The 22,888-nt window shown below is 60.3% G+C and carries 24 protein-coding genes and 1 riboswitch; of the genes, 7 read left to right on the top strand and 17 right to left on the bottom strand.

Annotation, left to right across the window (positions count from 1 at the left end):
* Positions 1-167: 167 nt before the first annotated feature.
* The 6 genes from EV286_RS17080 to EV286_RS17055 form a co-directional block, all read right to left on the bottom strand.
* Positions 168-1,289, bottom strand: coding sequence for a branched-chain amino acid ABC transporter substrate-binding protein (locus tag EV286_RS17080; RefSeq protein ID WP_132958342.1), 1,122 nt, complete (start codon positions 1,287-1,289; stop codon positions 168-170).
* 235 nt (positions 1,290-1,524) lie between these two features.
* Positions 1,525-1,992: a nuclear transport factor 2 family protein gene (locus EV286_RS17075; protein ID WP_132958341.1), complete on the bottom strand. Its 468-nt coding sequence runs from the start codon at positions 1,990-1,992 to the stop codon at positions 1,525-1,527.
* Between the two features lie 267 nt (positions 1,993-2,259).
* A complete protein-coding gene (locus EV286_RS17070) occupies positions 2,260-2,676 on the bottom strand; it encodes a VOC family protein (protein WP_132958340.1) in 417 nt (138 codons plus the stop codon).
* A 301-nt stretch (positions 2,677-2,977) separates the two neighbouring features.
* On the bottom strand, positions 2,978-3,826 hold the full coding sequence (locus EV286_RS17065; protein WP_245500747.1) for a YeeE/YedE thiosulfate transporter family protein: 849 nt from the start codon (positions 3,824-3,826) through the stop codon (positions 2,978-2,980).
* 205 nt (positions 3,827-4,031) lie between these two features.
* Positions 4,032-4,505 (bottom strand): VOC family protein, encoded by a 474-nt coding sequence (locus EV286_RS17060; protein WP_132958338.1) that lies wholly within the window; start codon positions 4,503-4,505, stop codon positions 4,032-4,034.
* A gap of 346 nt (positions 4,506-4,851) precedes the next feature.
* Positions 4,852-5,382 carry a DUF417 family protein gene (locus EV286_RS17055; protein WP_132958337.1) on the bottom strand — a complete coding sequence of 177 codons (531 nt, stop codon included), beginning with the start codon at positions 5,380-5,382 and terminating at the stop codon, positions 4,852-4,854.
* A 538-nt stretch (positions 5,383-5,920) separates the two neighbouring features.
* Here EV286_RS17055 and EV286_RS17050 point away from each other — a divergent pair.
* Together EV286_RS17050 and EV286_RS17045 are read left to right on the top strand one after the other, a co-directional pair.
* Complete coding sequence (locus EV286_RS17050) at positions 5,921-6,544, top strand: TetR/AcrR family transcriptional regulator (RefSeq protein ID WP_132958336.1); 624 nt, start codon at positions 5,921-5,923, stop codon at positions 6,542-6,544.
* 336 nt (positions 6,545-6,880) lie between these two features.
* On the top strand, positions 6,881-7,282 hold the full coding sequence (locus tag EV286_RS17045) for a cupin domain-containing protein (protein ID WP_132958335.1): 402 nt from the start codon (positions 6,881-6,883) through the stop codon (positions 7,280-7,282).
* A gap of 221 nt (positions 7,283-7,503) precedes the next feature.
* Here the strand turns inward: EV286_RS17045 and EV286_RS17040 are convergent, their stop codons facing one another.
* Positions 7,504-7,938: a DUF6130 family protein gene (locus EV286_RS17040; RefSeq protein ID WP_132958334.1), complete on the bottom strand. Its 435-nt coding sequence runs from the start codon at positions 7,936-7,938 to the stop codon at positions 7,504-7,506.
* 333 nt (positions 7,939-8,271) lie between these two features.
* On the opposite strand from EV286_RS17040, the gene EV286_RS17035 reads away from it, so the two are divergent.
* Entirely contained in the window at positions 8,272-8,733 is a 462-nt protein-coding gene (locus EV286_RS17035; protein WP_245500735.1) for a MarR family transcriptional regulator, read from the top strand.
* 103 nt (positions 8,734-8,836) lie between these two features.
* Positions 8,837-9,757: an NAD(P)H-binding protein gene (locus EV286_RS17030; protein WP_132958332.1), complete on the top strand. Its 921-nt coding sequence runs from the start codon at positions 8,837-8,839 to the stop codon at positions 9,755-9,757.
* Between the two features lie 83 nt (positions 9,758-9,840).
* On the opposite strand, the gene EV286_RS17025 is transcribed toward EV286_RS17030, so the two are convergent.
* Both EV286_RS17025 and EV286_RS17020 read right to left on the bottom strand, forming a co-directional pair.
* Complete coding sequence (locus EV286_RS17025; protein WP_348633552.1) at positions 9,841-10,404, bottom strand: DUF488 domain-containing protein; 564 nt, start codon at positions 10,402-10,404, stop codon at positions 9,841-9,843.
* 2 nt (positions 10,405-10,406) lie between these two features.
* Entirely contained in the window at positions 10,407-10,616 is a 210-nt protein-coding gene (locus EV286_RS17020) for a DUF2945 domain-containing protein (protein ID WP_132958330.1), read from the bottom strand.
* 232 nt (positions 10,617-10,848) lie between these two features.
* Between EV286_RS17020 and EV286_RS17015 the strand changes: the two genes are divergently transcribed.
* On the top strand, positions 10,849-11,352 hold the full coding sequence (locus EV286_RS17015; RefSeq protein WP_132958329.1) for a hypothetical protein: 504 nt from the start codon (positions 10,849-10,851) through the stop codon (positions 11,350-11,352).
* A 525-nt stretch (positions 11,353-11,877) separates the two neighbouring features.
* Here the strand turns inward: EV286_RS17015 and EV286_RS17010 are convergent.
* The 8 genes from EV286_RS17010 to EV286_RS16975 form a co-directional block, all read right to left on the bottom strand.
* Positions 11,878-12,795: a TIM barrel protein gene (locus tag EV286_RS17010; protein ID WP_132958328.1), complete on the bottom strand. Its 918-nt coding sequence runs from the start codon at positions 12,793-12,795 to the stop codon at positions 11,878-11,880.
* Positions 12,796-12,824: 29 nt separating this feature from the next.
* Positions 12,825-13,574, bottom strand: a complete 750-nt coding sequence (locus EV286_RS17005) for a glycerophosphodiester phosphodiesterase family protein (protein WP_132958327.1) — start codon at positions 13,572-13,574, stop codon at positions 12,825-12,827.
* A gap of 30 nt (positions 13,575-13,604) precedes the next feature.
* Entirely contained in the window at positions 13,605-14,486 is an 882-nt protein-coding gene (locus tag EV286_RS17000; RefSeq protein WP_132958326.1) for an ABC transporter permease, read from the bottom strand.
* Between the two features lie 23 nt (positions 14,487-14,509).
* On the bottom strand, positions 14,510-15,424 hold the full coding sequence (locus tag EV286_RS16995) for an ABC transporter permease (RefSeq protein WP_132958325.1): 915 nt from the start codon (positions 15,422-15,424) through the stop codon (positions 14,510-14,512).
* Positions 15,425-15,434: 10 nt separating this feature from the next.
* On the bottom strand, positions 15,435-16,418 hold the full coding sequence (locus EV286_RS16990; protein ID WP_132958525.1) for an ABC transporter ATP-binding protein: 984 nt from the start codon (positions 16,416-16,418) through the stop codon (positions 15,435-15,437).
* A 2-nt stretch (positions 16,419-16,420) separates the two neighbouring features.
* Complete coding sequence (locus EV286_RS16985) at positions 16,421-17,419, bottom strand: ABC transporter ATP-binding protein (protein ID WP_132958324.1); 999 nt, start codon at positions 17,417-17,419, stop codon at positions 16,421-16,423.
* Positions 17,420-17,528: 109 nt separating this feature from the next.
* A complete protein-coding gene (locus EV286_RS16980) occupies positions 17,529-19,163 on the bottom strand; it encodes an ABC transporter substrate-binding protein (RefSeq protein WP_132958323.1) in 1,635 nt (544 codons plus the stop codon).
* 136 nt (positions 19,164-19,299) lie between these two features.
* On the bottom strand, positions 19,300-20,019 hold the full coding sequence (locus EV286_RS16975) for an HAD family hydrolase (protein ID WP_132958322.1): 720 nt from the start codon (positions 20,017-20,019) through the stop codon (positions 19,300-19,302).
* A 192-nt stretch (positions 20,020-20,211) separates the two neighbouring features.
* On the opposite strand from EV286_RS16975, the gene EV286_RS16970 reads away from it, so the two are divergent.
* On the top strand, positions 20,212-21,153 hold the full coding sequence (locus EV286_RS16970) for a sugar-binding transcriptional regulator (RefSeq protein ID WP_132958321.1): 942 nt from the start codon (positions 20,212-20,214) through the stop codon (positions 21,151-21,153).
* 428 nt (positions 21,154-21,581) lie between these two features.
* Positions 21,582-21,689: riboswitch (guanidine-I (ykkC/yxkD leader) on the top strand.
* Between the two features lie 71 nt (positions 21,690-21,760).
* Positions 21,761-22,834 carry a putative urea ABC transporter substrate-binding protein gene (locus EV286_RS16965; protein ID WP_132958320.1) on the top strand — a complete coding sequence of 358 codons (1,074 nt, stop codon included), beginning with the start codon at positions 21,761-21,763 and terminating at the stop codon, positions 22,832-22,834.
* The last annotated feature ends 54 nt before the right edge of the window (positions 22,835-22,888 follow it).

The raw sequence follows: 22,888 nt of genomic DNA, 5'->3' as shown, positions 1-22,888 counted from the left end.
GGGCGACCGGCACGGACGACGTGGGCAAGGTTTTCCGACCACACCCCGGGCGTTGCCCAGCCGAGGCACCAGCGAAGGCAGAGCGCAATGATGAAAGCGCTCTGCCCGGAGAAGATCAATGACGGTAGTCTGGGCCGGATCAATGTCGGGCCGCCGTCATAGCGCTGCTAGTGGATCATATAATAGGTCATCGCACCGGTTGCGTCGGTCTTCCACTCGTACATGGTATAGTCCTGGTCCCGGCGATCACCCTTTTCATCGAAGCGAAGGTTGCCGAGAACGGTCTCGATACCCTCGTTTGTATTCTTAAGGGTGTCGGCAACCTCCTGAGGATCGGCGGAGCCGCTGTGCTCGATGCCGGCCTTGAGGACCTCGAGCGCCGCATAGGCGTAGAGCGTGTAGGTCTCGGGTTCAAAGCCGTCCTTCCGGAAAGCATCGACCACCTCGCGGGCACGCGGATTGAGCCGTGGATCGGGAGCAAAGGTCATCAGGGTGCCTTCCGCCGCCTTGCCGGCAATCTGGCCGAATTCGCTTGAGGTGATGCCGTCGCCGGCGATCAATACCGCTTTCAGGCCCTGGTCGGCCGCCTGCCGAACGATCAGGCCGCCTTCGGTGTAGAGGCCGCCGAAGTAGATGACCTGCACGCCCGCGGCCTTCATCTTCGAGATGAGAACCGCGTAGTCCTTGTCCCCTACCGTAATCCCCTCCCTGATCACTTCGTTGATGCCGGCAGCGTTGACGGCCTTCTTGACTTCGCTTGAGATTCCAACGCCATAGGCCGTCTTGTCATCGATGATCGCGAGCGGCTTTCCCTTCAGCTTCTGAATGATGTAGTTGGCCGCCACGGCACCTTGCTGGTCGTCCCGGCCGCAGACACGAAATGTGTTCCACAATCCCCGCTCCGTGAAGTCGGGATTGGTCGAGCCGGGCGTTATCTCAAGGATGCCGTTTTCGGCATAGACGTTGGACGCAGGGATGGAGACCCCCGAATTGTAGTGACCGATCACGAAGGAGACGCCGTCGGCGACGAATTTGTTCGCCACCGAAATCCCCTGCTTCGGATCGGATGCGTCGTCACCAAAACTCAGCACGATCTTCTCGCCGTTGATACCGCCGGCCGCATTCATGGCTGCGGCCGCCTTTTCCGCTCCCTTCATGAACTGTTCGCCAACGGCTGCATTCGGACCAGTCAAAGGCCCTGCGACGCCGACCACGATGTCGGCGCGGGCGATGCCTGTAGTAAAGAGAAAAACGCCCAGAACAGTCGAAATTGTACTTTTTATTATCATGATAAAGCCTCCTAGTTACTAAACGGAGGCTTTATGAAAGGGCAATATTGTTCTTTTATTTCCAAATACTTGTAGTGTAGTTTCACTTGAAACAGGTTTTATTGAAGGAAGTACTTTATTAGAAGGGCCATGGCGCGGTGCCCGATCGAGATCTCAAGTTGGCCATCGCCCTGCTGCAGTCCGATCGATGGCGGATATCCACTCCCACTGAGCTGCTTGACAAGACTAGATCCAATCAGCGCTCCCCAAATATCATTCTTTGATAGTCGGCAAGCAGTGCGGGCTCTTCTATCGAGCCGTGATGGTGGAGCTGACGCCACAGGCCATTGGTCCGGATGAACCATCGCGTCGTTCGGAAGCGCAGATCGAGGCTCGCATCAGGTGTCGTGCAAACGCCCCTCTCGCGTCCGACAAACAAATACCAATCGGACCCGCCCTGGCTCGTGAAATCGTGGAACGTCACTTGAACCTTGGCAGAGCCTCCGAACAGATTGAGGTAGCCTTCCCGGATCGCATCCCAGCCCCGGCGAATCCCGCCGATCGGGTTGTCCATACTCGGCGCATCGCCGTCTTCCCAGATGGCGGCAAGGCCGGCGATATCGCCCGCGTTGAACGCCCGATAGAATTCGATGAGGGCGTCGAGTGCACTTCCATCGCCGGCCTTGGTCTCTGCTCCGGTTATCTCGGATGGATGCTCTGCCATTGGAAAGTCTCCTTTCAACTAGCTATCGGACAAATCGAAAAAGCATTGGAGAAGGCGATCGAGCCCGTATGATGCGTGTGGATCGCCCAATTGTTTGAACCATACCGCAAACGAGCGCCCGATGCCTGTCGGATCCTGCTACTCCCCGTTGACCAGGACAGGGCCTGTTGGCACCGCCATGGGCGGAATCCTCAGGAATTACCCTGCTTGGCTAGGGCACGTGTCGAGGTATAGACCGCTCGATCTAGGGATCGAGCGGTCAGCAAGTCACGCCTGGGGTTCGTCTTCGCCAGCGCGGAAGACCAACAGCTTGTTGCCGTCGAGATCGCGGAAATAGGCGCAGTACGGACCATCCTGGTTTGGTCCGCGGGGACCTGGCTGTCCCTCGTCGGTTCCGCCGAGTTTCAATGCCAGGGCGTGCACCTCGTCGACATGGGCACGCGAACGTGCGCTCAAGGCAACCATGTTGCCGTTGCCTACGGTAGCGCGCTCACCGTTGTAAGCGTTGGTCACGCCAAACTCGAGCTTTGTCTGGCCGAAGTATATAGCCCGGCCCGGCTGCTCGAGAATGCGGCCTACGCCAAATACGGCCAGCAATTTGTCATAGAAGTTTGCGGCGCTATCCAGGTTGTTGGTACCGACAACGGCGTGTCCCAACAGCTGATGTGCGGTTCTTGCGGTCATGTTTCGTCCTTCGTGACTGATCCATCGCGCCGTGGCCTTCTGCCTTTTCGGCGCACGCAGACAAAAGCGCCCATCTTGTGTATGGGATGTTTCTGCTCACCCAGCGGATTGTAAGCAAATGTCGGGCTGATCCAGGCGAGATACATTCTCATACGATCGGGATGTCGAGAACTGGTCCCTCTGGCAGCAATTTGGCCGCTCGGATCACGGCCGGGCGTCGTGAGGATCTCTACCACTGGGGTTTGCCGCGGTCGGGCGAAGAACATTTCAACGCAGCAATCTGTGTGGCCCGAGCATGGGGTCATGACCATGACCTTGCCAGCGAACCGAATTTGGCGATGAGCGCGGCAAGCGTTGCAACGATAAGCAGGTAGGCAAGCACCGCTTGCCATGCCCCCATGGGAAGTCCAACAAGCAGCAACGTGTCGTTGCCGCCTGGAATGAAAAGCGCACCCAATCCCATGAGTGTGCCCCCGAAGGTTCTCTTCGATACCTCCTTGAGTGTCGGCCATTTCAGGGCAAATCGACGTCTTCTAAATCTCGCGGATACCAGACTTCCGCCGAACATGCACACCAAGATCACCGCGCTCGCGACGGGTATCGAAACAATCGATCCAACCGATGTCGTAATCGAGAAACGAGGCGCAAGGATCGACAGGATCACGGAGGCGATCCCGATCGCTGCCATTGAGAGCGTCAGCCGTTGGAAATTGGACTCGGATCTGATCGATATACCGAACCTCAGCACCAGGAAGCCCAATAGCGCAAATGCCAGCAATACCGCCCCGACCGGTGGGGATGCACTTATCGGTGGCTGATCCGACAGTAAGTCAAACAGAGATTCGATGTAGAACACCGCAAACATGCCGAGAAACGTGAAGCCGAAGTCTATTTCGCCATTTCCGAAATGCCCGACAGACCCGAAAACACAGGCGCCGTTCACATAGACGCCGAGCCCGAACAGGATGGCTGCAGGAACCAGGTAGCCGAGGGGCGACCATCCACCCTCCATCATCGGTGACGTTTCGAGGATTGCGTAGGTGAGGGCTGCCCAAACGGCGCATTCGACCACAGCGACCAATCGAGCCGGCCTCTTCTCCGAAACCAGTTCCGTCGTCGCGATGACGGTGCAGATCGATCCGTGGTTCATGGCGAAGCCGAGAACAAATGCCAGCACGCCGATCAAGGCCATATTTGCCCAAATCTCTACGCTTGCGGCGGCAGCGCCCGATCCTAGTGCATTCACGAGGAGTTAGCCCCTTCAGCAAATGGGATTGCGCCCTCGTCCAGCGGCCTCCAAAGCTCCAGACCGTGGACGCTCTGCCAGAGAAATTATCGTACAACGCGTTGGCGCGTCAGCCACGCCGAGCGGCTTCAATCACCCCGACGTCGATCTTCCTCATCGTCATCATCGCATCAAAAGCACGCTTGGCTTGATCACCGCCTGCCGCAAGCGCTTCAGTCAGTACGCGCGGCGTGATCTGCCAGGACACACCCCATTTGTCCTTGCACCAGCCGCATTCGCTTTCCTGGCCGCCGTTGCCGACAATGGCATTCCAGTAGCGGTCGGTTTCTTCCTGATTGTCAGTTGCGATCTGAAATGAGAAGGCCTCGTCGTGAGTGAACGCTGGACCGCCGTTCAGGCCGATACAGGGAATACCTGCAACGGTGAATTCAACGACCAGCACATCCCCCTGCTTGCCGGACGGATAGTTTCCAGGCGCACGAATGACGGCACCCACTGCGCTGTCGGGAAAGGTTTCGGCGTAGAACCGGGCAGCAGCCTCGGCGTCCTTGTCGTACCATATGCAGATCGTGTTCTTTGCCATTGCCCGCGTCCTCGCGCTCTTTGCTTCCCGTTCCCTCGTTGAAATAAGACGCAAGCCGTCTTTCGCCAGCCCCTGTGAGTCATTTCACACGGCCAGTAGCCAAGCGCCGCCGCTGGTCGAGACGCCGCGTCAGTTGAATGCCTTCTGCGAGGCAAGCCGAAGCTAGCGGCCCTGGGCTCTCGTCGCAATGACGAGTGTATGGACGCCGATCTTCAACTGGATACTGCCGAAAACAATTGGGCGTTCATTTAGTTGAGCCGATCGATACGCGGGGCTGGAAATGGGGGTCGCGCCACCGTGATACGGGGACGGAGGGCGGAGCGAGGAGCACCGCCCTCGTCGGCGATCAGGTGCGGGTTGTGCGGAGCGCCGCGAGCGAGTCGATGGCGATCCAGAAGGAGAGGGCGAGCAAGCCGATGTCCTTCAGCAGGAACTGGCCGGGAGCGACCGAGATCGCCGGAAATCCGAGCTCCGGAACGAGCACGCCGGGAGTCGTCACCATGAAGCTGAGCGTGGTCATGAATAGCCCGACCGAGAGTGCGCCTCCTATGAGGGAGTACACTGGGCCGATTAGCCGCGCTGCGATAAGGGCGCCGATGCTGAGTTCGAGGATGCCGAGGAGGCTTGAGAAGCCGCGCACGCTGAAGAGCGAATAGGTCCAGCTCAACAGCGGATTGTTGCTGACCAGGCCGACTAGGCCTTCCGCCTCATAGGCGGTGAACTTCATGCCGCCAAACCAAGCATAGATCACGACCAGCGACGCATAAAGTCCGACGGCAGAGACGCTCCGGCCGTAGCGGTCGACAAGATTGAGGGCGAAGGCGGCGCGACCCTGGCTCGGGTATGCCGCGACGGTGTCGATAGAAACACGTGGCATTGTCTTCTCCTGGGTTGTTCGCGGTGGCGATCAGCCGACTGCCGCGGAAATAACGATACCGATCTGTATCGATGAAGGCAAAATATACAGATCTGTATCGATTGACAATAAGAATTTTCGAATTTTCTTGGCTTTCGCCCTTCGGATATTTCCTTTTTGGCTTCATCCGGGCTGACCCGGCAGCGCGTAGCAAGGGGAGGGCATGTAGATATGAGTACATATATTCTATCGATGAGGCGCATATTCGAAGGTGAAACGGGCAGCACCAGAAATTGCAAAATGACCTTAAAAATAAATTAGTTAGCTCTAATCGTGCTGCGCACGAGGCTCGGATGGGCGGCTTGATGTCCTCCATAAGATCGGGATAGGTATCTTTTCTGAGTAGAAGAATCTCGACCATTTCCGGCGGGCGTACCCCAGGTACGGATTTTTCAGGTGCCTCTTTCAATGTTGCCGGTCCTGCCCAGCAGGGCCTTGCCAATGCCTCGAGCGAATATTAAGTAACGATACTGAATTGTAACAGTATCATGAGGATGAGATGCGCCGTTCAGAAATCCGGGATCACCTGCTCGACACGGCGCTGCGTCTGTTCAATCAGCGCGGCTATCAGGCGACGGGAATCGACCTCATCATTGCCGAGAGCGGGGTGGCGAAGACGACGCTGTACCGGCACTTCGAAACAAAAGAGGACTTGATCCTGGCAGCACTCGAACGGCGTGACGACGAGGACCGTGTTGCAATGCGTGCCTACGTCGAGCAGCATGCAAGCGATCCGATCGAGCGCATTCTGGTGACGTTCGATTTCCTCGAAGACTGGTTCGACGAGAAGCAGTTCCGCGGCTGCTTATTCATGAGCGCGGCAGGTGAGCACAAAGACACCGTCAATCCAGTGTTCCGCGCTGCCGCCATGCATAAGCGGCTCGTGCTCGCATATTTTGAGGAGCTAGCCCATGCGGCACGGCTTGCCGAGCCCAAGCGCGTCGCGGCCGAAATCAATCTCCTTCACGAAGGAGCGATGGCCGTTGCACAGGTGACCCGCATAGCCGAGCCCGCGCGGCAGGCTAAACGCATGGCGGCCCACCTGCTCGCGTCCGAAGATCTGCCGTCGTCGGGACCGTCGGTCAGCAGAGATCAAGCAACGCGGCCAGCACAGGTGTCCTGACCTGTTTCGTCTCGCGAATACACCGCTGCGCAGACAGGAAGGCTAACCTGGCTACGACTGTTTTTGCGATCTCCGGAAGCGTTGGATCCTGGCGCTGACAGCGAGAATTCACCGCTGATCACCGACCGATCGCAAGTAGAGGCGGGCGTGAAGTATCCGGCCTCCCCATCCGCGCGCGCGTCTCGGCTCCAACACAGTAAATTACAAAAGGCCACGTCGCCGGACACATTCCCAATACAGCGCCTAGATCAAATATGGTCGCTGGTTTCGTTGACGACCCTCTACCGGTCACTCGGTCCAGAGCCTTAAACTAACGACGAGGAAAGGGACAAGCAGATGAAACGCACTCCGCTGGTTATTGCCGCGATGCTTTTGGTAGGAGGCGCCTTCACGGCGCATGTCGCGATGGCGCAGCAGGATGGAGTTTCGCGCACCGATCTGTTGCAGGAGCCTATCAGCGCCGAAGGCCGCGAAGCGGTACAGGTTCGTGTTGACTTCGAGCCAGGCGCCATCTCAATCAAGCATTCGCATCCCGGCGAAGAAGTGGCCTATGTCCTCGAAGGCACACTTGAGTATACGCTCGAGGGCCGGCAGCCAGTTACCTTGAAGGCGGGCGAGGCTCTGTTCATTCCTTCTGGCGTGGCGCACGTGGCCAGGAATGTCGGTGACACCAAGGCCTCCGAACTAGCGACCTACATCGTCGAAGCGGGAAAAACGCTCGTCGTACCGGTCAAGTGACCGCTTTCGGCGCTCGGATGAGAGGAGGTCGGGCGGGGTAGACCTGGCCAGCCAGCAACGAGAGGCTTGCTGCTCCGACCCGTCCGCCATGCTCGCCACGCTGCGCGTCCAATTGTCGACGGAGCCTGGCGTTCAGCTTTTTGGAAATGATGCCTCATCATAGTTCTGGTGGCCTGCTTTTTTTGAGCAAGGCCACCCATGCGCTCGGGATTTGGCCGCCTTCAGCCCGGGACCGTCACGGCGACAGTTTCACTGGCAAGAATCCTGTGGGTCGGATCGGCAAGTTCCAGCAGGACCTTATGCGCACCAGGCTTTAATCCCATTAGAATAATCGGATCGCCACTTGTCTGGGCCCAGGTTCCCTGCTGGCCATCGACGGTCACGTGGAGATGGCCGACATGCGGTGATACTTCCAACGCACCCTTGCCGAAGACTGGCATTACTCGCATGTTCTCCGTCCGGAACTGAATGATCACGACCCCTCGCGCCAAAGGCTCGGCCAGCGGCGGGAACGCAATGAGCTTTGGCGGCGGTTCGGATGCAAGAGGAATGACGGCGGCAGGCGGCGCGATGTTGGTTGGCGTTTGCGCGCAGGCCGAGACGCCAATCAGCGCGCCCGCAGCAGTGACGGCCAGATGTTTGAACAGGAATGGCATGATTTTCTCCTCTTTGCGATGAAGGACAGGAGGATGGAGGCCAAGTATCGCCAGTGTGTCCAATTCCCTCGGTTGTGTAAGGTTTCTTTTCGAGGCGGCATGGAGATACATGACAATACAGAATTGGCCGTACCCGGTTGTGGGTGCATGGTAGTCCTTGCCTCCGTTCCGCGGCACCGGTCGTCCGAACTTGGAGCTTCTGGGTATCTGACAGGCCGCCCCTCAAGCGCGGACCGCCTGTACCGACTCCAGCTCAATGTCCCAACGCACATCCCATCCTACCAGAATTGGCTTGCCTTATATGTTGCATATACACTATTAGGAGACATGGCGATGAATGATGAGACACGTATCGAGGTGGTTGGCGAGGTTACTCGGGAGTGCATGATGACGCGCACCCGACGCATCGCTCGCGTTATCACGAGCATTTACGATCATTCCCTACGGCCGCACGGCATCAACGCGCCCCAGTTCTCCTTGTTGGTGCTGATTGCGAAGATGGGAGGTGCGAGCCGCGCGGAGATCGGGCGAGCCAATCACCAGGAGCGCTCCACGTTGACGCGCAATCTGGCGCTTCTGCTCACGGAAGGCTGGGTAGAGGAGGTGGTCTCTGAGGTTGGCGGTCGGAGCCGTCCGATCGTCATCTCGAAGGCAGGTCGAGATTTGTTGGATTCAGCCGCTGCCTCGTGGCGGGCCGCGCAGGCAAAAGCCAAGGAGGTGCTTGGCGATGCGGGAGCACACGCGATATTCGATGTCGCCGACAACCGCCTTCCGCTCTCACAGCCGGACGACTGAGATGCGTCTTTGATGTTGTATATGCAGCAAATGCAAACGACGAGAGGGCCGCGGAGGTCCCGCAAGTCCACCAATCGAAGTAGGAAAGGCAATGGAAATGAACATGAACGCTGGGTCCGACAGACCGATCCTGGTGACGGGAGCGGCCGGTGATATCGGCGCCATCGGGCGCAACGTCACGGCAATGCTTATCGAGAAGGGCAACAAGGTGCGTGCCCTAGTTCGTCGGGAGGATGACCGTGCCGCGGCGCTTCGGAAGCTGGGCGCCGACGTCGTTTTCGGCGACCTCACCGACCTCGCCTCAATGCATCGCGCGATCGAAGGGAGTGATCGCGTCTATTTCGGGATGTCGGTTTCACCAAGCTACCTCGAAGCCACCGTGAATACGTCCGCGGTCGCGCGGCATCATGGGGTAGAGGCCTTCGTCAACATGTCCCAGATGACGGTAACGCAGATGAGCATTGCCGAGACGACCGACAGTCCGCAGCATAAGCTGCACTGGCTTTCCGAACAAGCGCTGGCCTGGTCGGGCCTTCCGGTCGTCACGGTGCGACCAACGGTATTTCTGGAGAGCTTCTTCCTGCGCCTGGCGGCTGCGGGCGTGCGGGAACGCAATGAACTGGCATTGCCGCTCGGAAGCGCCAGGACGTCGCCGATTTCGGCAGTCGACGTCGCGCGAGTAGTCGCGGCCGTCCTGGACGAGCCGAAGCCTCATATCGGCAACATCTACAACTTGACGGGAGCGGAGTCGGCCGATCTTGACCACTACGCGCGTGCCTTCTCGGAAGCCCTCGGACGTCAAATCCGCTATGTCGACGTGCCGCTGTCAGCCTGGACAAACAAGCTGCGGGAACTCGGCGTTCCACTTCATCTGATCAGCCATCTTGCCGTTATGGCGAAGCTCCATCAGGAGGGGCGTTACGACCGCATGACAGGCGAGGTGCTCAGGATTACTGGCAACGAGCCGACCACTGTAATCGATTTTGTGAAGCAGCACGCCGCGGAATTCACACCAAACAATTGATACCGAGGAGCCAAGTCGCAGCTCCTCTGGGGCTGATCGGGCGGCTGTGGCAGGCGCCGTCGCCAAGGTCTCAGACGGAATGGTCATCTGGCCTCCGGCGACTCGTTGGCCAGCTTTTCCGGTGCCGGCGGATAAACGACCGTCCCTTGCGGTGTAATAACTGCGCCTGGGGTCGGCGTCGCCAGATCGATCCGTCCAGCGCCCATGAGGTGGTAAACGGCATGGCCCCGTAAAATCAGATAGTCGGTGATTATGCGCCGATGACAGCGCCACCAGACCGCTTCCGAGCACATCATCGCCAATCGGCTTGAGTTTCCGCGCGCAATCAAAGCGTCAAGGGAAGCCTGGAAGGCGTCTGACAAGGCATAGTCAGCGTAATTGTGAAAGCTGCGATTGTGCCAGAGCGCATTGCATTCATCCGGTATGGCATGTTGGCGGTGCCGACGTCCGCCGAGACTGGACCAATGCTCGTAGGCAATGCCGTGCGCGCTCAGGCCGATCGGAAGAATGTCTATGTTGTATTCCGGATTGCTGCTTGACCGCGGAAACGCCCTGACGTCGACGATCAGGTTTATGGAGGCATCCTCGAGAATCTCCAGAAACTCATCAAACGGGCGGTCGGAATGGCCGATTGAATAGAACGGCACGATCACGCCTTTCGGGAGAGCGCACTCTCCTTGTGGGCCGCTATATGATCGGTCTTGTCGCTCTTGATTTCATACTGCGGCTCCTGGCTGGAGGCGTGGTGGGTGTAGCCCCTGAAAGTGAAATCCTGCTCGTGAATCGCCACGATATGGCCGCTGACATATCCCGCTTCAGAGTTCCAGGCGACGTGATCTCCAATGTGATACTTGGACATGGTTCTCCTCCTTTCACTTGGACTTCGCTTCCCGAAATAAGGGGCCCGGCGGTCGCTTCAATAGTAGAGCAGAAAGGTCTGCGAGCGCCGGCCCGCTAGCCGACCGCGCCGGTGGGCATCGGAGCATTGTGCCCTAAATGATACCGAGCGCGTAGGAACCATGGTAGGATGACGCGAGCTCACCTCGCATATCACCTTGATCTCGCGTGCCTACTCATCCGGAGGCATTCCCATGAAAATCTTCTGGTATGTGGTTATCGTCGTCGCGTTTTTCGCCGCGGGAGCGGCTCGGGCGGACGACGCGTCGTTTCTCGACTCGCTGGAAGGCAGTTGGACGGGCAGCGGGTTGGTGAAGGTTCGCCTCAAAGCATTGCCTGTTAATGTCAATTGCAAATTCAGTACGCGCACAGACAGCGCCGCCTTGCTGCTCAACGGCACCTGCCGCGGCCTTATCCTCATTTCCCGCACGATCGCCGCCGATCTGAAACACAACGGCGCGCAGTACAGTGGCACCTACGTGGGACCGGACGGTGACGTCGCCGGCTTGGCCGGCGGTCGCCGCGGCAACGTCATCAGCCTAACCATCCACTGGCCGAGGGTCATCAATGGAGACCGCACCGCCAGTCTGCGGCTGCAGAAGATCGGCAACGACGGAATGACGTTGACGACGACAGACAACGATCCGGCTTCGGGACGCGATGTGATTACCAGCCAGATCAATCTGCGACGTACCTGAGTGACTTCCGGCCCAAGGGGCCGGCTATCCGCTCTCTTGGCAGGACAATCCGGGCATCATCGGGGCCGGCGCCCGAGGCTCTGCCGAGCCGGACAAAAGTCCGAGCTGAATATTGTGTGTCAGGAAGGTGTCGCAAGTGGCGTTCAACGACGGCTGATTTTGCGTTCTGCTTCGGCCATCGCGCGCCGGACACACTTCCGCTTCACATCAATGCGAAGTCTCCAAGAAAGTATTCTTATGAGGGGCATCAGCATGTGGGACATAATCAGTATCGTTGCGATCTTCGCCGTCCTTTATCTTGGGCGTGAATTGAAGATAGCGGTCGCGACTGCGCGCGCGTCCGGTTGGAACAATTTTCCGCACTCGTAGGCACCGCATAACTGACCTCGGTCACCAGGGACCTGTCTATCCTACTGCTGCCTTCGGCCGATTTTCGACGATAGAAAAAGGCTAAAAACTGACTGTTTGGTCAGCTTTTAGCCTTCCGGAAAAGTCGAGTCCGTCAACGCACGCTGTGAGGCGCGGCTATCGCCGTGACCCGACCGGTGCATCGCGCCCGTTGAGGGCCATCAGCTTCCTGGCGCGATCCAGGCTCTCCGATTGCTCGTTGCGGTAGCGCAAGCCAATTTCCATCATCAGGACCGTGCCCGGAAGGAATTCCAGCTCGCTGAAAATATCCTCCCAGTCTATATCGCCCCAGCCGAGCGGCATGTGCAGGTCCCCGATGCCCATCGCGGTATTTTCCTGCGGATAGAAGGCTTCGTAGGAGCCCTGCGGGCGACCGAAGGAATCATGGACGTGCAGGTGGCCGGTGACCGGCGCCATGGCACGGATCTGTTCGCGGAAGTTGAGGCCGCGATAGGTCGATTCGATATAGGCATGGCTGAAGTCGATCAGCGCCACGACGTTCGGATGATCGAGAGCCTTGACGGTCTCGGCGACTTCCGCGGGCGTCTGGCGGTATTGACCGGGCTCCGTGGTGAAGATGTTTTCGAGCGCGATGCGTACGTCGTACGGCCTGGCGAATTCCGCGAGTTCGAACAGCGCTTCGCGCTCGCGCTGGTCGGCGCCTGCACGCTCGGAGATCTGGTCGGCGCGAAGGCAACCGCCGTGCTGAACGATGATGCGGGCATCGATCCGGTCGCAGACCTCGATGAGCGCCTTGGCTGCGTCGAGCTGGTAGCGGCAGGTAGCCGGGTCCATGAAGTTCGAAGAAACGAGGCCGTGCACTGTGTAGCGGAAGTCGAACTGCCGCGTCAGGGCAACGAGCCGCTCGGCGCGTTCCTTGATCACGCGGCCGCCCGCGATGAGGTCGATGGTGGTAAGGCCGAGTTCGACCGTGTCGACGCCGATATCGGCGAGCCGGCGCAGGTCCACTTCGAGGCTTTCCAGCTCGCCGTCGTCCGAGCCCGAGTTGAAGCCGGTTGCGATGATGTTGCTCATGTTGATCTCCAGCACTGTTTATCTAAGGCTCAGGCGCTGCCGGCGGCTTCGGCTCGCAGCCTGAGCGCGAGGTCGGGGCTATCAGAGGTGAGATGACCGATGCCTCGCTCAAGCCAACGGCGTATCAGTGCCTCGTCGTTCAGCGTCCAGACGCAGAGCCGATCGAGCGGCAGGCGGTCGGTGATCAGGTCCCACTCGGCCTCCATCAGCTCGTGGTGGATCGCAACGACCTCGACGAGACCGTCGACCTGCGTGAGGAACTGCTTCAACCCGCCCTGCGTCTCCGCCCAGGCTGCGTTGACGGAGACGAGGCGGGCGATATCGGGCGCATGGCGGCGGCAGTCGTCGAGTACCGAGGTATCGAAGGAGGTGAGGTAGCTCCGTTCGGCAAGGCCAAATTGGCTGAGTTCTGCGGCCACCTTCTCGACGATTCCCGAATAGGGCGTCGTAGTCTCGTCGCTCTTGATCTCTACGTGCAAGGGCAGGTCCTTTGCCGGCACGAGAGCCGCAAGCACCTCGGCCAGGGTCGGGATTGTCTCGTCGCTGCCCTTGAGCCTGACGCGTTGCCGAGCTTCGGGCGTGAGCGCCCGCACCGGGCCTTCGTCGTCCGTCGTGCGGTCAAGCGTTGCGTCATGAATGACGACGAGTTCGCCGGCATCCGTCAGATGGACGTCGAATTCGACGGCGTCGACGCCCAGCGCGAGGACGTTGCGAAAGCCGGTAAGAGAGTTTTCGGGCCAGAGGTTCCGGGCGCCGCGGTGGCCGGTGATCAATGTCATGGGCGTATCCTGTGAGTAGTCAATTGGAACTTAGCGAACCGTCGGATCGAGCTTGTCGCGCAGCCAGTCGCCAACGAGCGAAATAGAAAGGGTGGTCAGCATGATCACCAGGGAGGGGGCAAGCATGATCCACGGAGCGCGGGTGAGGTATTCACGACCGAAGCCGACCATGTTGCCGAGGCTGGTCTCCGGAGGCTGCACGCCGAGACCGAGAAAGGACAGGCTGCTCTCCATGAGGATGATTTCCGGGAAGGTCAGCGTCATCGAGACGATGAGCGTGGAGGCGACGTTCGGCAGGATATGATGGAAGTAGACCCTCGCAGGTGTCGCGCCGAGCTGCACGACGGCTGCGGCATAACCCTGCGCGCTTGCGGAAATCGCCAGGCCGCGGGCGATGCGCGCATAGCGTTCCCACCCGTAGAAGCCCATCAGGCAGACCAGCAGCAGCATCGAGGAGCCGAAGAAGGCGAGGACCGCGAGCGACATGATGAGAAAGGGCAAGGCCGCCTGGAAATCGGCGAGCACGAGGACGAGGTGTTCGACAGCGCCCCGGAATTTGGCGGCCGCAAAGCCGAGCGCTGTGCCGAAGACCGCCGACAGGATCGTCGCGCCGAAGGCGATCACCAGCGATACGCGGATGGACTGTAGCAGGCGCGCGAGCACGTCGCGACCCAGCTCGTCGGTTCCGAGCCAGTGCTTTGCATTGCCGGGCGCGGCCAGCCGGTTGGTAAGGTCCATCGCTGTAATGCCATAGGGGCGCAGCTGATCTGCAAAGCAGGCGATGAACACCATGGCCGCGAGCCACAGGATGCCTAGCCCGACGGAGATCGGCACGTGTCGGCGCAGCAGCGAGACCAGACGTTGGGGAAAGCTCGGCGCCGTATGCGCCTTTATCGTATCTACGGAGACCATCGTCTCTCTCCTCAATATGCAGCCTAGGCGCGAAGCCGGGGATCGAGCCAGCCGTAAAGCAGGTCCACGACGAGGTTGGAGACCACCATGGTCGCCGCGATCATCAGCAGGATGCACTGCACGACGGCGAGGTCGCGGTTGGTCACGGAAACGACCAGGAGGCGGCCGATGCCGGGCCAGGAGAAGATCGATTCGACCACCACCGCACCGGCAATCAGCGTGCCGACCATGAAACCGACGATGGTGATGATCGGAACGGCGGCATTCGGTAGGGCATGGCGCCAGACCACGTCGTGCCATTTCAGCCCCTTGGCGGAGGCGGTGCGGATATAGTGTTGGCCCATCACCTCGATCATGGCGCTGCGCGAGAAGCGCGCGAGAATGCCGATCCCGCCGATACTCATGGTAATGGTCGGCAGTATGCCGTGCATCCATGTGTCCTGCCCGCCGGAGGGAAGCACGCCGAGGATCACCGAGAAGACCAGGACAAGCAGCAGTCCCATGACGAAGGACGGGATCGTAAAGCCGAGGATGGCGAGGAGGATCACCCCGCGATCGATCGAACTCTGGCGGTGCAGCGCAGCGTAGACGCCTGCGGGAATACCGATCACCAGCTTCAGCAAGAGCGCGGGGATCGTCAGCTGCAGGGTCGCCGGTATCCGCTCCAGCACGAGATGCATGGCCGATGCCTTGTCACGCATGGAGACGCCGAAGTCGCCGCTGAAGATGGACTTGAGATAGGCGAGGTACTGGATCCAGAGCGGCTGGTCGAGGCCCCAGGCCCGGCGAAAGGCATCGATGGCTTCCTGCGGGACGTCCGGGCCGAGCATGACCTGGGCCGGATCGCCGGACATGCGCAGGACGACGAAGGCGAATGTGACAACGGCGAGGATGGTAATGGCAGCGCGAAGCAGGCGCGTGAGAACGAAACTGATCATCGCGGCATCCTCAAGCGGCCATCGGCGCGTCTGCGCCTTCAACCATGTGACAAGCCGCCATGCGTCCCTCGCCGATTTCGCGCAAGGCCGGCGAGGCGGTGCGGCAGATGTCGCCCGCAAGCGGGCAACGAGGGTGGAACGCGCAGCCCGAGGGGCGGTTGGCGGGGTTGGGCGGCTCGCCCTGCAAGATCATGCGTCCCGTAAGCGGCTTGCCCGGCACGGGAACGCTCGAGACCAGCGCTTTGGTGTAAGGATGCTTCGGCGCCTGGAAGATCACGTCCGAGGAGGCCTCCTCGACGATCCGTCCGAGATACATCACCGCGACCCGGTCTGCGATGTTTCGTACGACCTTCAGATCGTGGCTGATGAAGATCATGGCGATATGGTTCTTTTCCTGCAGGTCGCGCAGCATGTTGACCACCTGCGCCTGGATCGAGACGTCGAGCGCCGAAACCGGTTCGTCGCAGACGAGAAGCTTCGGGCTTGTTGCCAGCGCTCTTGCGATCACCGCACGCTGGCGCTGGCCGCCGGAGAGCTCATGCGGATAGCTGCCCGCCTGGTCCCGGCGCAATCCGACGCCAATCATCAAATCCTGGACACGAGCCGAACGCGCGTCCCTGGGCAACAGGCCATGGATATCAAGGGGCTCGCGAATCTGGGCGGCGATCGTGAGCCTGCGGTCGAGGGCGGCCAGCGGATCCTGGTAGACGAGTTGCATCCTGGCCCGCAGCGCTCGCCACTCCGCGGTACCAAGGGCGGGCATGCGGCTGCCCTCGAAGGTCACCGCCCCGGATTGAGCCGGGTCGATGCCGAGCAGCATGCGTCCCAAGGTCGACTTGCCGGAGCCGGATTCGCCGACGATGCCGAGCGTTTCGCCGGGCATGACGGCGAGGGAAACGCCGTCCACAGCGCGGACCGGAACGGCCTTGCCAAATGGGCCTCGGCGCAGCTTGTAGACGCGCTCAAGCCCTTCGGCCTTGATGAGGGGAGCAATCACTACACGCCTTCCAAAATCTTTGCCTTGACGGGCATGGCCTGGCTGGCCGGTACCGGGTTGAAGCAGGCGAGCGCGCGGCCGTCGGCGATCGCCTCCAGGGCCGGCCGCTCGTGGCTGCAGCCTTCTTCGGCGCGCATGCAACGCGGCGCAAAAGAACAGCCCGCAGGCAGGTGCTTCGGGTTCGGTACGGTACCGGGAATAGGGATCAGCCGATTGCGCGGACCGTCGATCCGCGGAATCGCGTCAAACAGCCCACGCGCATAGGGGTGGCGCGGCTCGGAGAACAATTGCTCGATGCTGCCTTGCTCGACAATGCGGCCGGCATACATGACGCAGACCCGTTCGCAGATCTGCGATACCGCACCCAGGTCGTGGCTGATGAAGACGGTCGCCATGCCGGTTTCGGCACGCAGCCGGATGAGCAGCTCGAGGATCTGCGCCTGGATGGTGGCATCGAGCGCCGTGGTTGGCTCGTCGGCGATCAGCAGGTCGGGTTGGCCGGCGAGCGCCATGGCGATCATCAGCCGCTGACACTGGCCGCCTGAAAATTCATGAGGATAGAGGTCGAACCGACGGCGTGCGTCGGGAATGCCGACCAGATCCATCAGCCTCAGCGCTTCCGACTTCGCCGCGCCAGCAGCCATGCCGCGGTGGAGAGCAACGGCTTCGCTGATCTGCCGGCCGACCTTCAGTACGGGATTGAGCGAGCTGGAGGGATCCTGGAAGATCATGGCAATGCGTCCGCCACGGACATTTTCCAGAACGCTGCGCGAGCCGCCGCGGATCTCGCGATCATCCAGGCGGACTGAACCGCTGATCGTCGCCTTTGCCGGCAGCAGGCCGAGCGCCGCGAGCCAGGTGACCGACTTGCCGCAGCCGGATTCGCCGACCAGGCCCAGCGCTTCTCCCGGTTTCACTTCGAGATCGATGCCATGCAGCACCTCAACGCCGTCGAAGGCGACTTTCAGGTTTCGCAGTTCCACGAGATTGGAGCTCATTGCGGCCACCTTCTTCAATGCCTGGATGCGGCCGGCCCTTAGGCCCGCCGATGCGGTTGCGGGAAGGGATAGGCCCGGCAATGGGGAGAGCTGCCGGGCCCGGCAACAATTACATGGTCCAGTTGTTGCTGCGGAAATCCATTGCGAAAGCGGGTGCGGCCTTCCACTTCAGCGAGGACTTCATGCCGGTGAAGACGGCGTTCTGGTGCAGGACCTGATAGGCCGGGTCTTCGCGCTCGCAGATCTCGAGCATGCGGGCGAAGGCCTTCTTGCGCTGCGCCATGTCGGTCGAGGTTTCCATGATGACGGAGAGCTGGTTGACCTCCGCGTTCGACCAGTCCTTCTTCTGCTGGACTTCGCCGTTCGGGCCGAACTGCACGACGAGCGGAGTGATCGGGTCGTTGACGGAGTTCGAGGCCGACCAGTCGCGTACGCCCTTGATACCCTGGGGATCGTGGATCTGTGCCCAGTTCTCCTTCATCTCGATCTCGACGTTGAGGCCGACCTGCTTCCACATCTCGACCATGATCTGCGCATTGGCGGTCTGGTTGGTGTAGTAGTTGTTGAGCAGGCGGTAGGGGATCGCATCGCCCTTGTAGCCGGCCTGTTTCAGCAGGTCCTTTGCCAGTTCCGGGTTGAATTCCGGCGGTGTCCAGCCATCGATGAACATATCGGACGACTTGAACGACTCGAACTGCAGACCGGCCGGGACGACGGTCTGACCGCCCCAGAGCGCCTCAACGATCGCCTGGCGGTCGATCGAATGGGTCATGGCGCGGCGGACGAGCGGGTTGGCGAGAATGGGATTCTGGACGTTGAAGACCGAAATGCGGTGGTTCCAGATGGTCGAGCTCTGAACTTCGAGGCCGGGAGCGGCGGAGACGGTGGCGATCTGGTCCGGCGGCAGGTCGCAGGCGAAGTCGTATTCGCCGGAGAGCAGGCCGTTGACGCGGGAGGAAACCTCCGGCACCTCGACGAAGCGGATTTCCTCGAGCGGCGCGCGACCGCCCCAATACTCGTCGAAGGCGACGAGCGTCAGCGATACGTCCGGCTTGTATTCACCAACCATATAAGGGCCGGTCGTGATCGGCTTGCGAGCCCAATCGGTATAGGAAGCAGCCTCGTCCCATGCGCGACGATTGGCGATCTGGCTGCCGAACGAATAGAGGCGGCCTTCGAGCGTCACGTCCGGCGTGGCGTTGTGGAAGCGCACCGTATACTTGTCGACGGCCTCGACACCGGCGAGGGCCGGCCAGAGGCGGCGGCCGACGCCCGGAATGATGGCCGGCAGTTCCTTGGCGGTCGCGGGCTTATGCTCGTCGTCGAAAATCGTCTTGCCGCCAGCCGGCTGCGTGTTGCCGAATACGCGCTGAGCGGAAAAACTGAATACGACGTCATCGGCGGTCAGCTCGTCGCCATTGTGGAATTTGACGCCCTGGCGCAGCTTCAGTTCGAGCGTGCGGTCGTCGATGCGCTTCCATTCGGTGGCAAGGCCCGGAACCGGTCCCTGATTGCCCATCCAGTCGCGCAGGATCAGGCCTTCCCAGAGGTTCGGGAAGAAGACGCGCTCGCCAACGTTCGACTGCTCGTTCCAGATGTCGAGCGTGTTGTTGTTGGTGATCTTCTGCACGGCGATCGTGACCGAGGGGCGCTTGCCCTGGCTGAACACCGTGCGAGGCAGGATCAGGCTGCCGGCGGTTGCGGCCATAAGGCCAAGGGTGCCACGACGGGTGATGGGAAGCATTGAAATACTCCTTGTCAAAAAGGGAACAGCTCGAAACGCGGGTGCAGTGTCTTTGCGCGTTGTCGGTGTCGGTTTGTTAATGGCCCTGTGAATTTTGGATGACATGGGTCGCCGCGGTGGCCGCGACGCACGGCGATCAAGCGGGTGTGGTAACGAACGAGGTCTCCCGGCCGGAGCACGGGCTGGGCTCGGAGGAAAGCAGAGTGTCGAGGGCCTGCCCGAGTTCGGCGATGCCTCTGACAACCAGCGTGGCCCCGGCATCGGCAAGCAAGGAGCGCTGCCCCTCCCGCGGGTCCGCCGGATCGACGAAGCCTATCGACTTCATCCCGGCAGCGGCCGCACCGGCAATCCCGTGGGGACTGTCGTCGATGACTACGCAGCGATCTGGCTCGACGCCAAGTCTCGTCGCGCACATCAGAAAAAGATCGGGCGCGGGTTTCGGGCGTTCTACCATCTCGGCGCTGAAGACATTCGGGGCGAATTCATTCCAGAGGCTGAGGAGGCCGAGGCTTCTCGTTAGCCGCTCCATGCTGCTGTTCGAAGCAACGCACTTCTTATGTGGAAGCGCGCGCACCAGCGCCTCGATGCCGGGCATGGGAGTGAGCGAGCGGGCGAACTCCTCATAGAGATTGGCTCGAGACTCGGCGAAGACCCTGGTGGTCTCCGTCAGGCCCAGTTCCTCGACGCAGATCTGCCTTGCGTCACTCTCCGAATGACCGGTGAAACGCCTGTGAACCTCGGCATGCGATATCTCCACGCCGGCGCGCTGCAAGGACTGCCACAGCACGCGGCTCGAGACTGGTTCGCTGTCGATCAGCACGCCGTCGCAATCAAAGATAACGAGTTCGATGGTCACAATTCTGCTGCCTGTGTGCTTGGCCGTCGTCTCAGGAGTGGTGACCTTCAAACTTTGGCCTGCCATCCATCGACAACGCAGTTGCTGACCAAAAGGCTTTCCGAAACAATTGGCTTCGGGCTCGTGGTCGTCTAAATCGAGTCTCTATGTTACATATGTTACGCCGATGTGACATTTGCTCGGGAGTGGAACTTGGATAGTCAGGAACTGATGGTGCGTGCGTCATGGCTCTACCATGTCGAAGGGTTGACCCAGGCGCAGATTGGCGAGCGGATGAACCTGACACGTCGCCGGATCAACGAGCTGCTTGCCGCGGCACTCGAAAAGGGCGTCGTACGCGTCAGTTTCAACTCGCCGCTTGCCGAAAATGCCGAGTTGGAGGCACGACTGTGCAGGCGTTTCGGCTTGAAGGATGCCGTCGTCGCGCCGACGCCGGCCGATCTGGATCAGATGCATGCCGTTATGGGCCGCGCTGCTGCGGCCTTCCTCGATCGCTTCATTCAGGCCCGCAAACCGCGCTCCATTGGCGTTGGCTGGGGCGCAACGCTTCATGAGACCGTGCTGCAGATGACGGGTGCGAACGAGCCGGAAATGCGCATCCGCTCCCTGATGGGCGGATTGACCCGCGGGTCGGAGATCAACACTTTCGAGATTGTCAGAAGCTTCGCCAAGGTGCTGAACGCGAAGTGCCACTATTTTGCGGCACCGATCTATGCCGGCAGCGAAGAGGCCCACGACCTGATCATGAGCCAACCCGTCTTCCAGGAGTTCCTGCGCGAAGGCTCGAACGTCGAGCTGTCCTTTTTAAGCGTCGGCGATGTCACGGGTCGTTCCTTGCAGATTCGCTATGGCTTGCCGCCGCAAGTCGACATCGGGAGGCTGGTGGCTGCGGGCGCCGTGGGGGATTTGCTCGGGCGTTATCTCGACGCCTCGGGCCAGCCGGTCGACCATCCGCTGAACCGGCAGGTCATCTCGCCGGACATCGAGGCCTATCGCGGTATTCCTGACCGTATCATCGCCTCCGGTGGCCCTCACAAGCATGCCATTCTCCTGGCAACCATGCGGGCCGGGCTGGCAACAGGGCTGGTCACCGATGCCGAGAGCGCGCGCATGCTGCTCAAGGTGGGCGGATAGGCAAGCGCGACGAAGAGCCAGGTGCGCAATGGCAACCGGTTTGGCGTCGTGTGCCAACGTATATCTGGAAGCAGGATAAAAAAAACCCGCCGTAATCGGCGGGGAAGTCCGGGAAATACTTTCCGAGAGGTGGAAAGCAGGACCGTTACATCAGATTATACGCAGGTGCGCGAGGTCACTTTCGGCCAGTCCGGTACGGTATGGCGAAGAAATGACCAATTGGATCGCGACGCGCACAGCCATTTCGGCCATATCCTGCCTGGAATGTCGGAATACCTTCGATTCAAGGTTCCGTGCCTGCGCCTCAGTTTTGAGCGCCGGCGACCAAAGAAAGTGCAGCTTTTTTAATCGTCGCACGGGATGCCCGGTGAAAGGGCCGGAAATCCGCGCGATTGTGCATATGGCACGTGCCTTGCATTAGAAGTTCATGAGTTGGTCGCTAGGGTTCCGGCGTCATTTGACGTGACTGGTCCGAGAGCGGTCACCGACGGGGAGAAATCCCGTCGGGTGCACGGCGGGATAAAAGCCCGGGAGACCTCGTTAGCCAAGGGATTGGCGGCGTTGGTCTTTGCCGGTCCCTTTTGAAGGATACAAAAGGGGAATACCAATGCAGACTTTCAAGAAAATCCTCTCCATCGCTGCCCTTTCAGCCTCCGTTGCCCTTGCCGCGTTCGGCAGCGCTCATGCCGAGGCAAAGAAGGAGTTCAAGGTCGCCTGGTCGATCTATGTCGGCTGGATGCCGTGGGGCTATGCCGCCGATCATGGCATCGTGCAGAAATGGGCCGACAAATACGGCATCAAGATCGACGTCACCCAGTTCAACGACTACGTCGAGTCGATGAACCAGTATACCGCGGGCGCCTTCGATGCCGTGACGCTGACCAACATGGATGGCCTCTCCATTCCCGCAGCGGGCGGCGTTGACACGACCGCCGTCATCGTCGGCGACTTTTCCAACGGCAACGACGCCGTCATCCTGAAGGACAAGGCCAAGCTCGAGGATATCAAGGGCCAGAACGTCAATCTCGTCGAGTTTTCCGTCTCGCACTATCTGCTTGCCCGGGCGCTGGAAGGCATCGGTTCGAGCGAACGCGACGTGAAGGTCGTCAACACGTCCGACGCAGACATGGTCGCCGCCTACAACTCGGCCGACGTCGACGCCGTCGTCACCTGGAATCCGCTCGTCTCGACCATTCTGGAGGAACCCTCTGCTAAGAAGGTCTTCGACAGCTCGCAGATCCCCGGCGAGATCATCGACCTCATGGTCGCCAACAGCGCCGTACTCAAGGACAATCCGGATTTCGGCAAGGCGCTTGTCGGCATCTGGTATGACACGATGAAGCTGATGACCGCGGATTCCGCCGAAGGCAAGTCGGCACGCGAGGCCATGGGCAAGGCATCGGGTACGGACCTTGCCGGCTTCGAGGCGCAAATGGCCGCGACGAAGCTCTTCGACAAGCCGGCGGATGCGGTTTCCTTTGCCGCGTCACAGGATCTGCCGAAGACGATGGATCTCGTGCGCAACTTCCTCTTCTCCAAGGGATTGCTAGGCAACGGCGCGCCTTCCGCAGACGTAATCGGCATCGAAATGCCTGATGGCACCGTCCTCGGCGACAAGGCCAACGTGAAGCTCCGTTTCACCACGGCCTATATGGACGCGGCCGTAAAGGGAACCCTCTAGGAAACGATGGGCGTGGCCGGGTGCCAAGCCGCCCGGCCACGCCACGAACCTCTC

Origin of the sequence: Rhizobium sp. BK251 (assembly GCF_004345245.1) — a bacterium.
Lineage (GTDB): Bacteria > Pseudomonadota > Alphaproteobacteria > Rhizobiales > Rhizobiaceae > Rhizobium.
The sequence above is the reverse complement of the archived record's forward strand: the minus strand, read 5'-3'. Positions and strand labels throughout refer to the sequence as shown.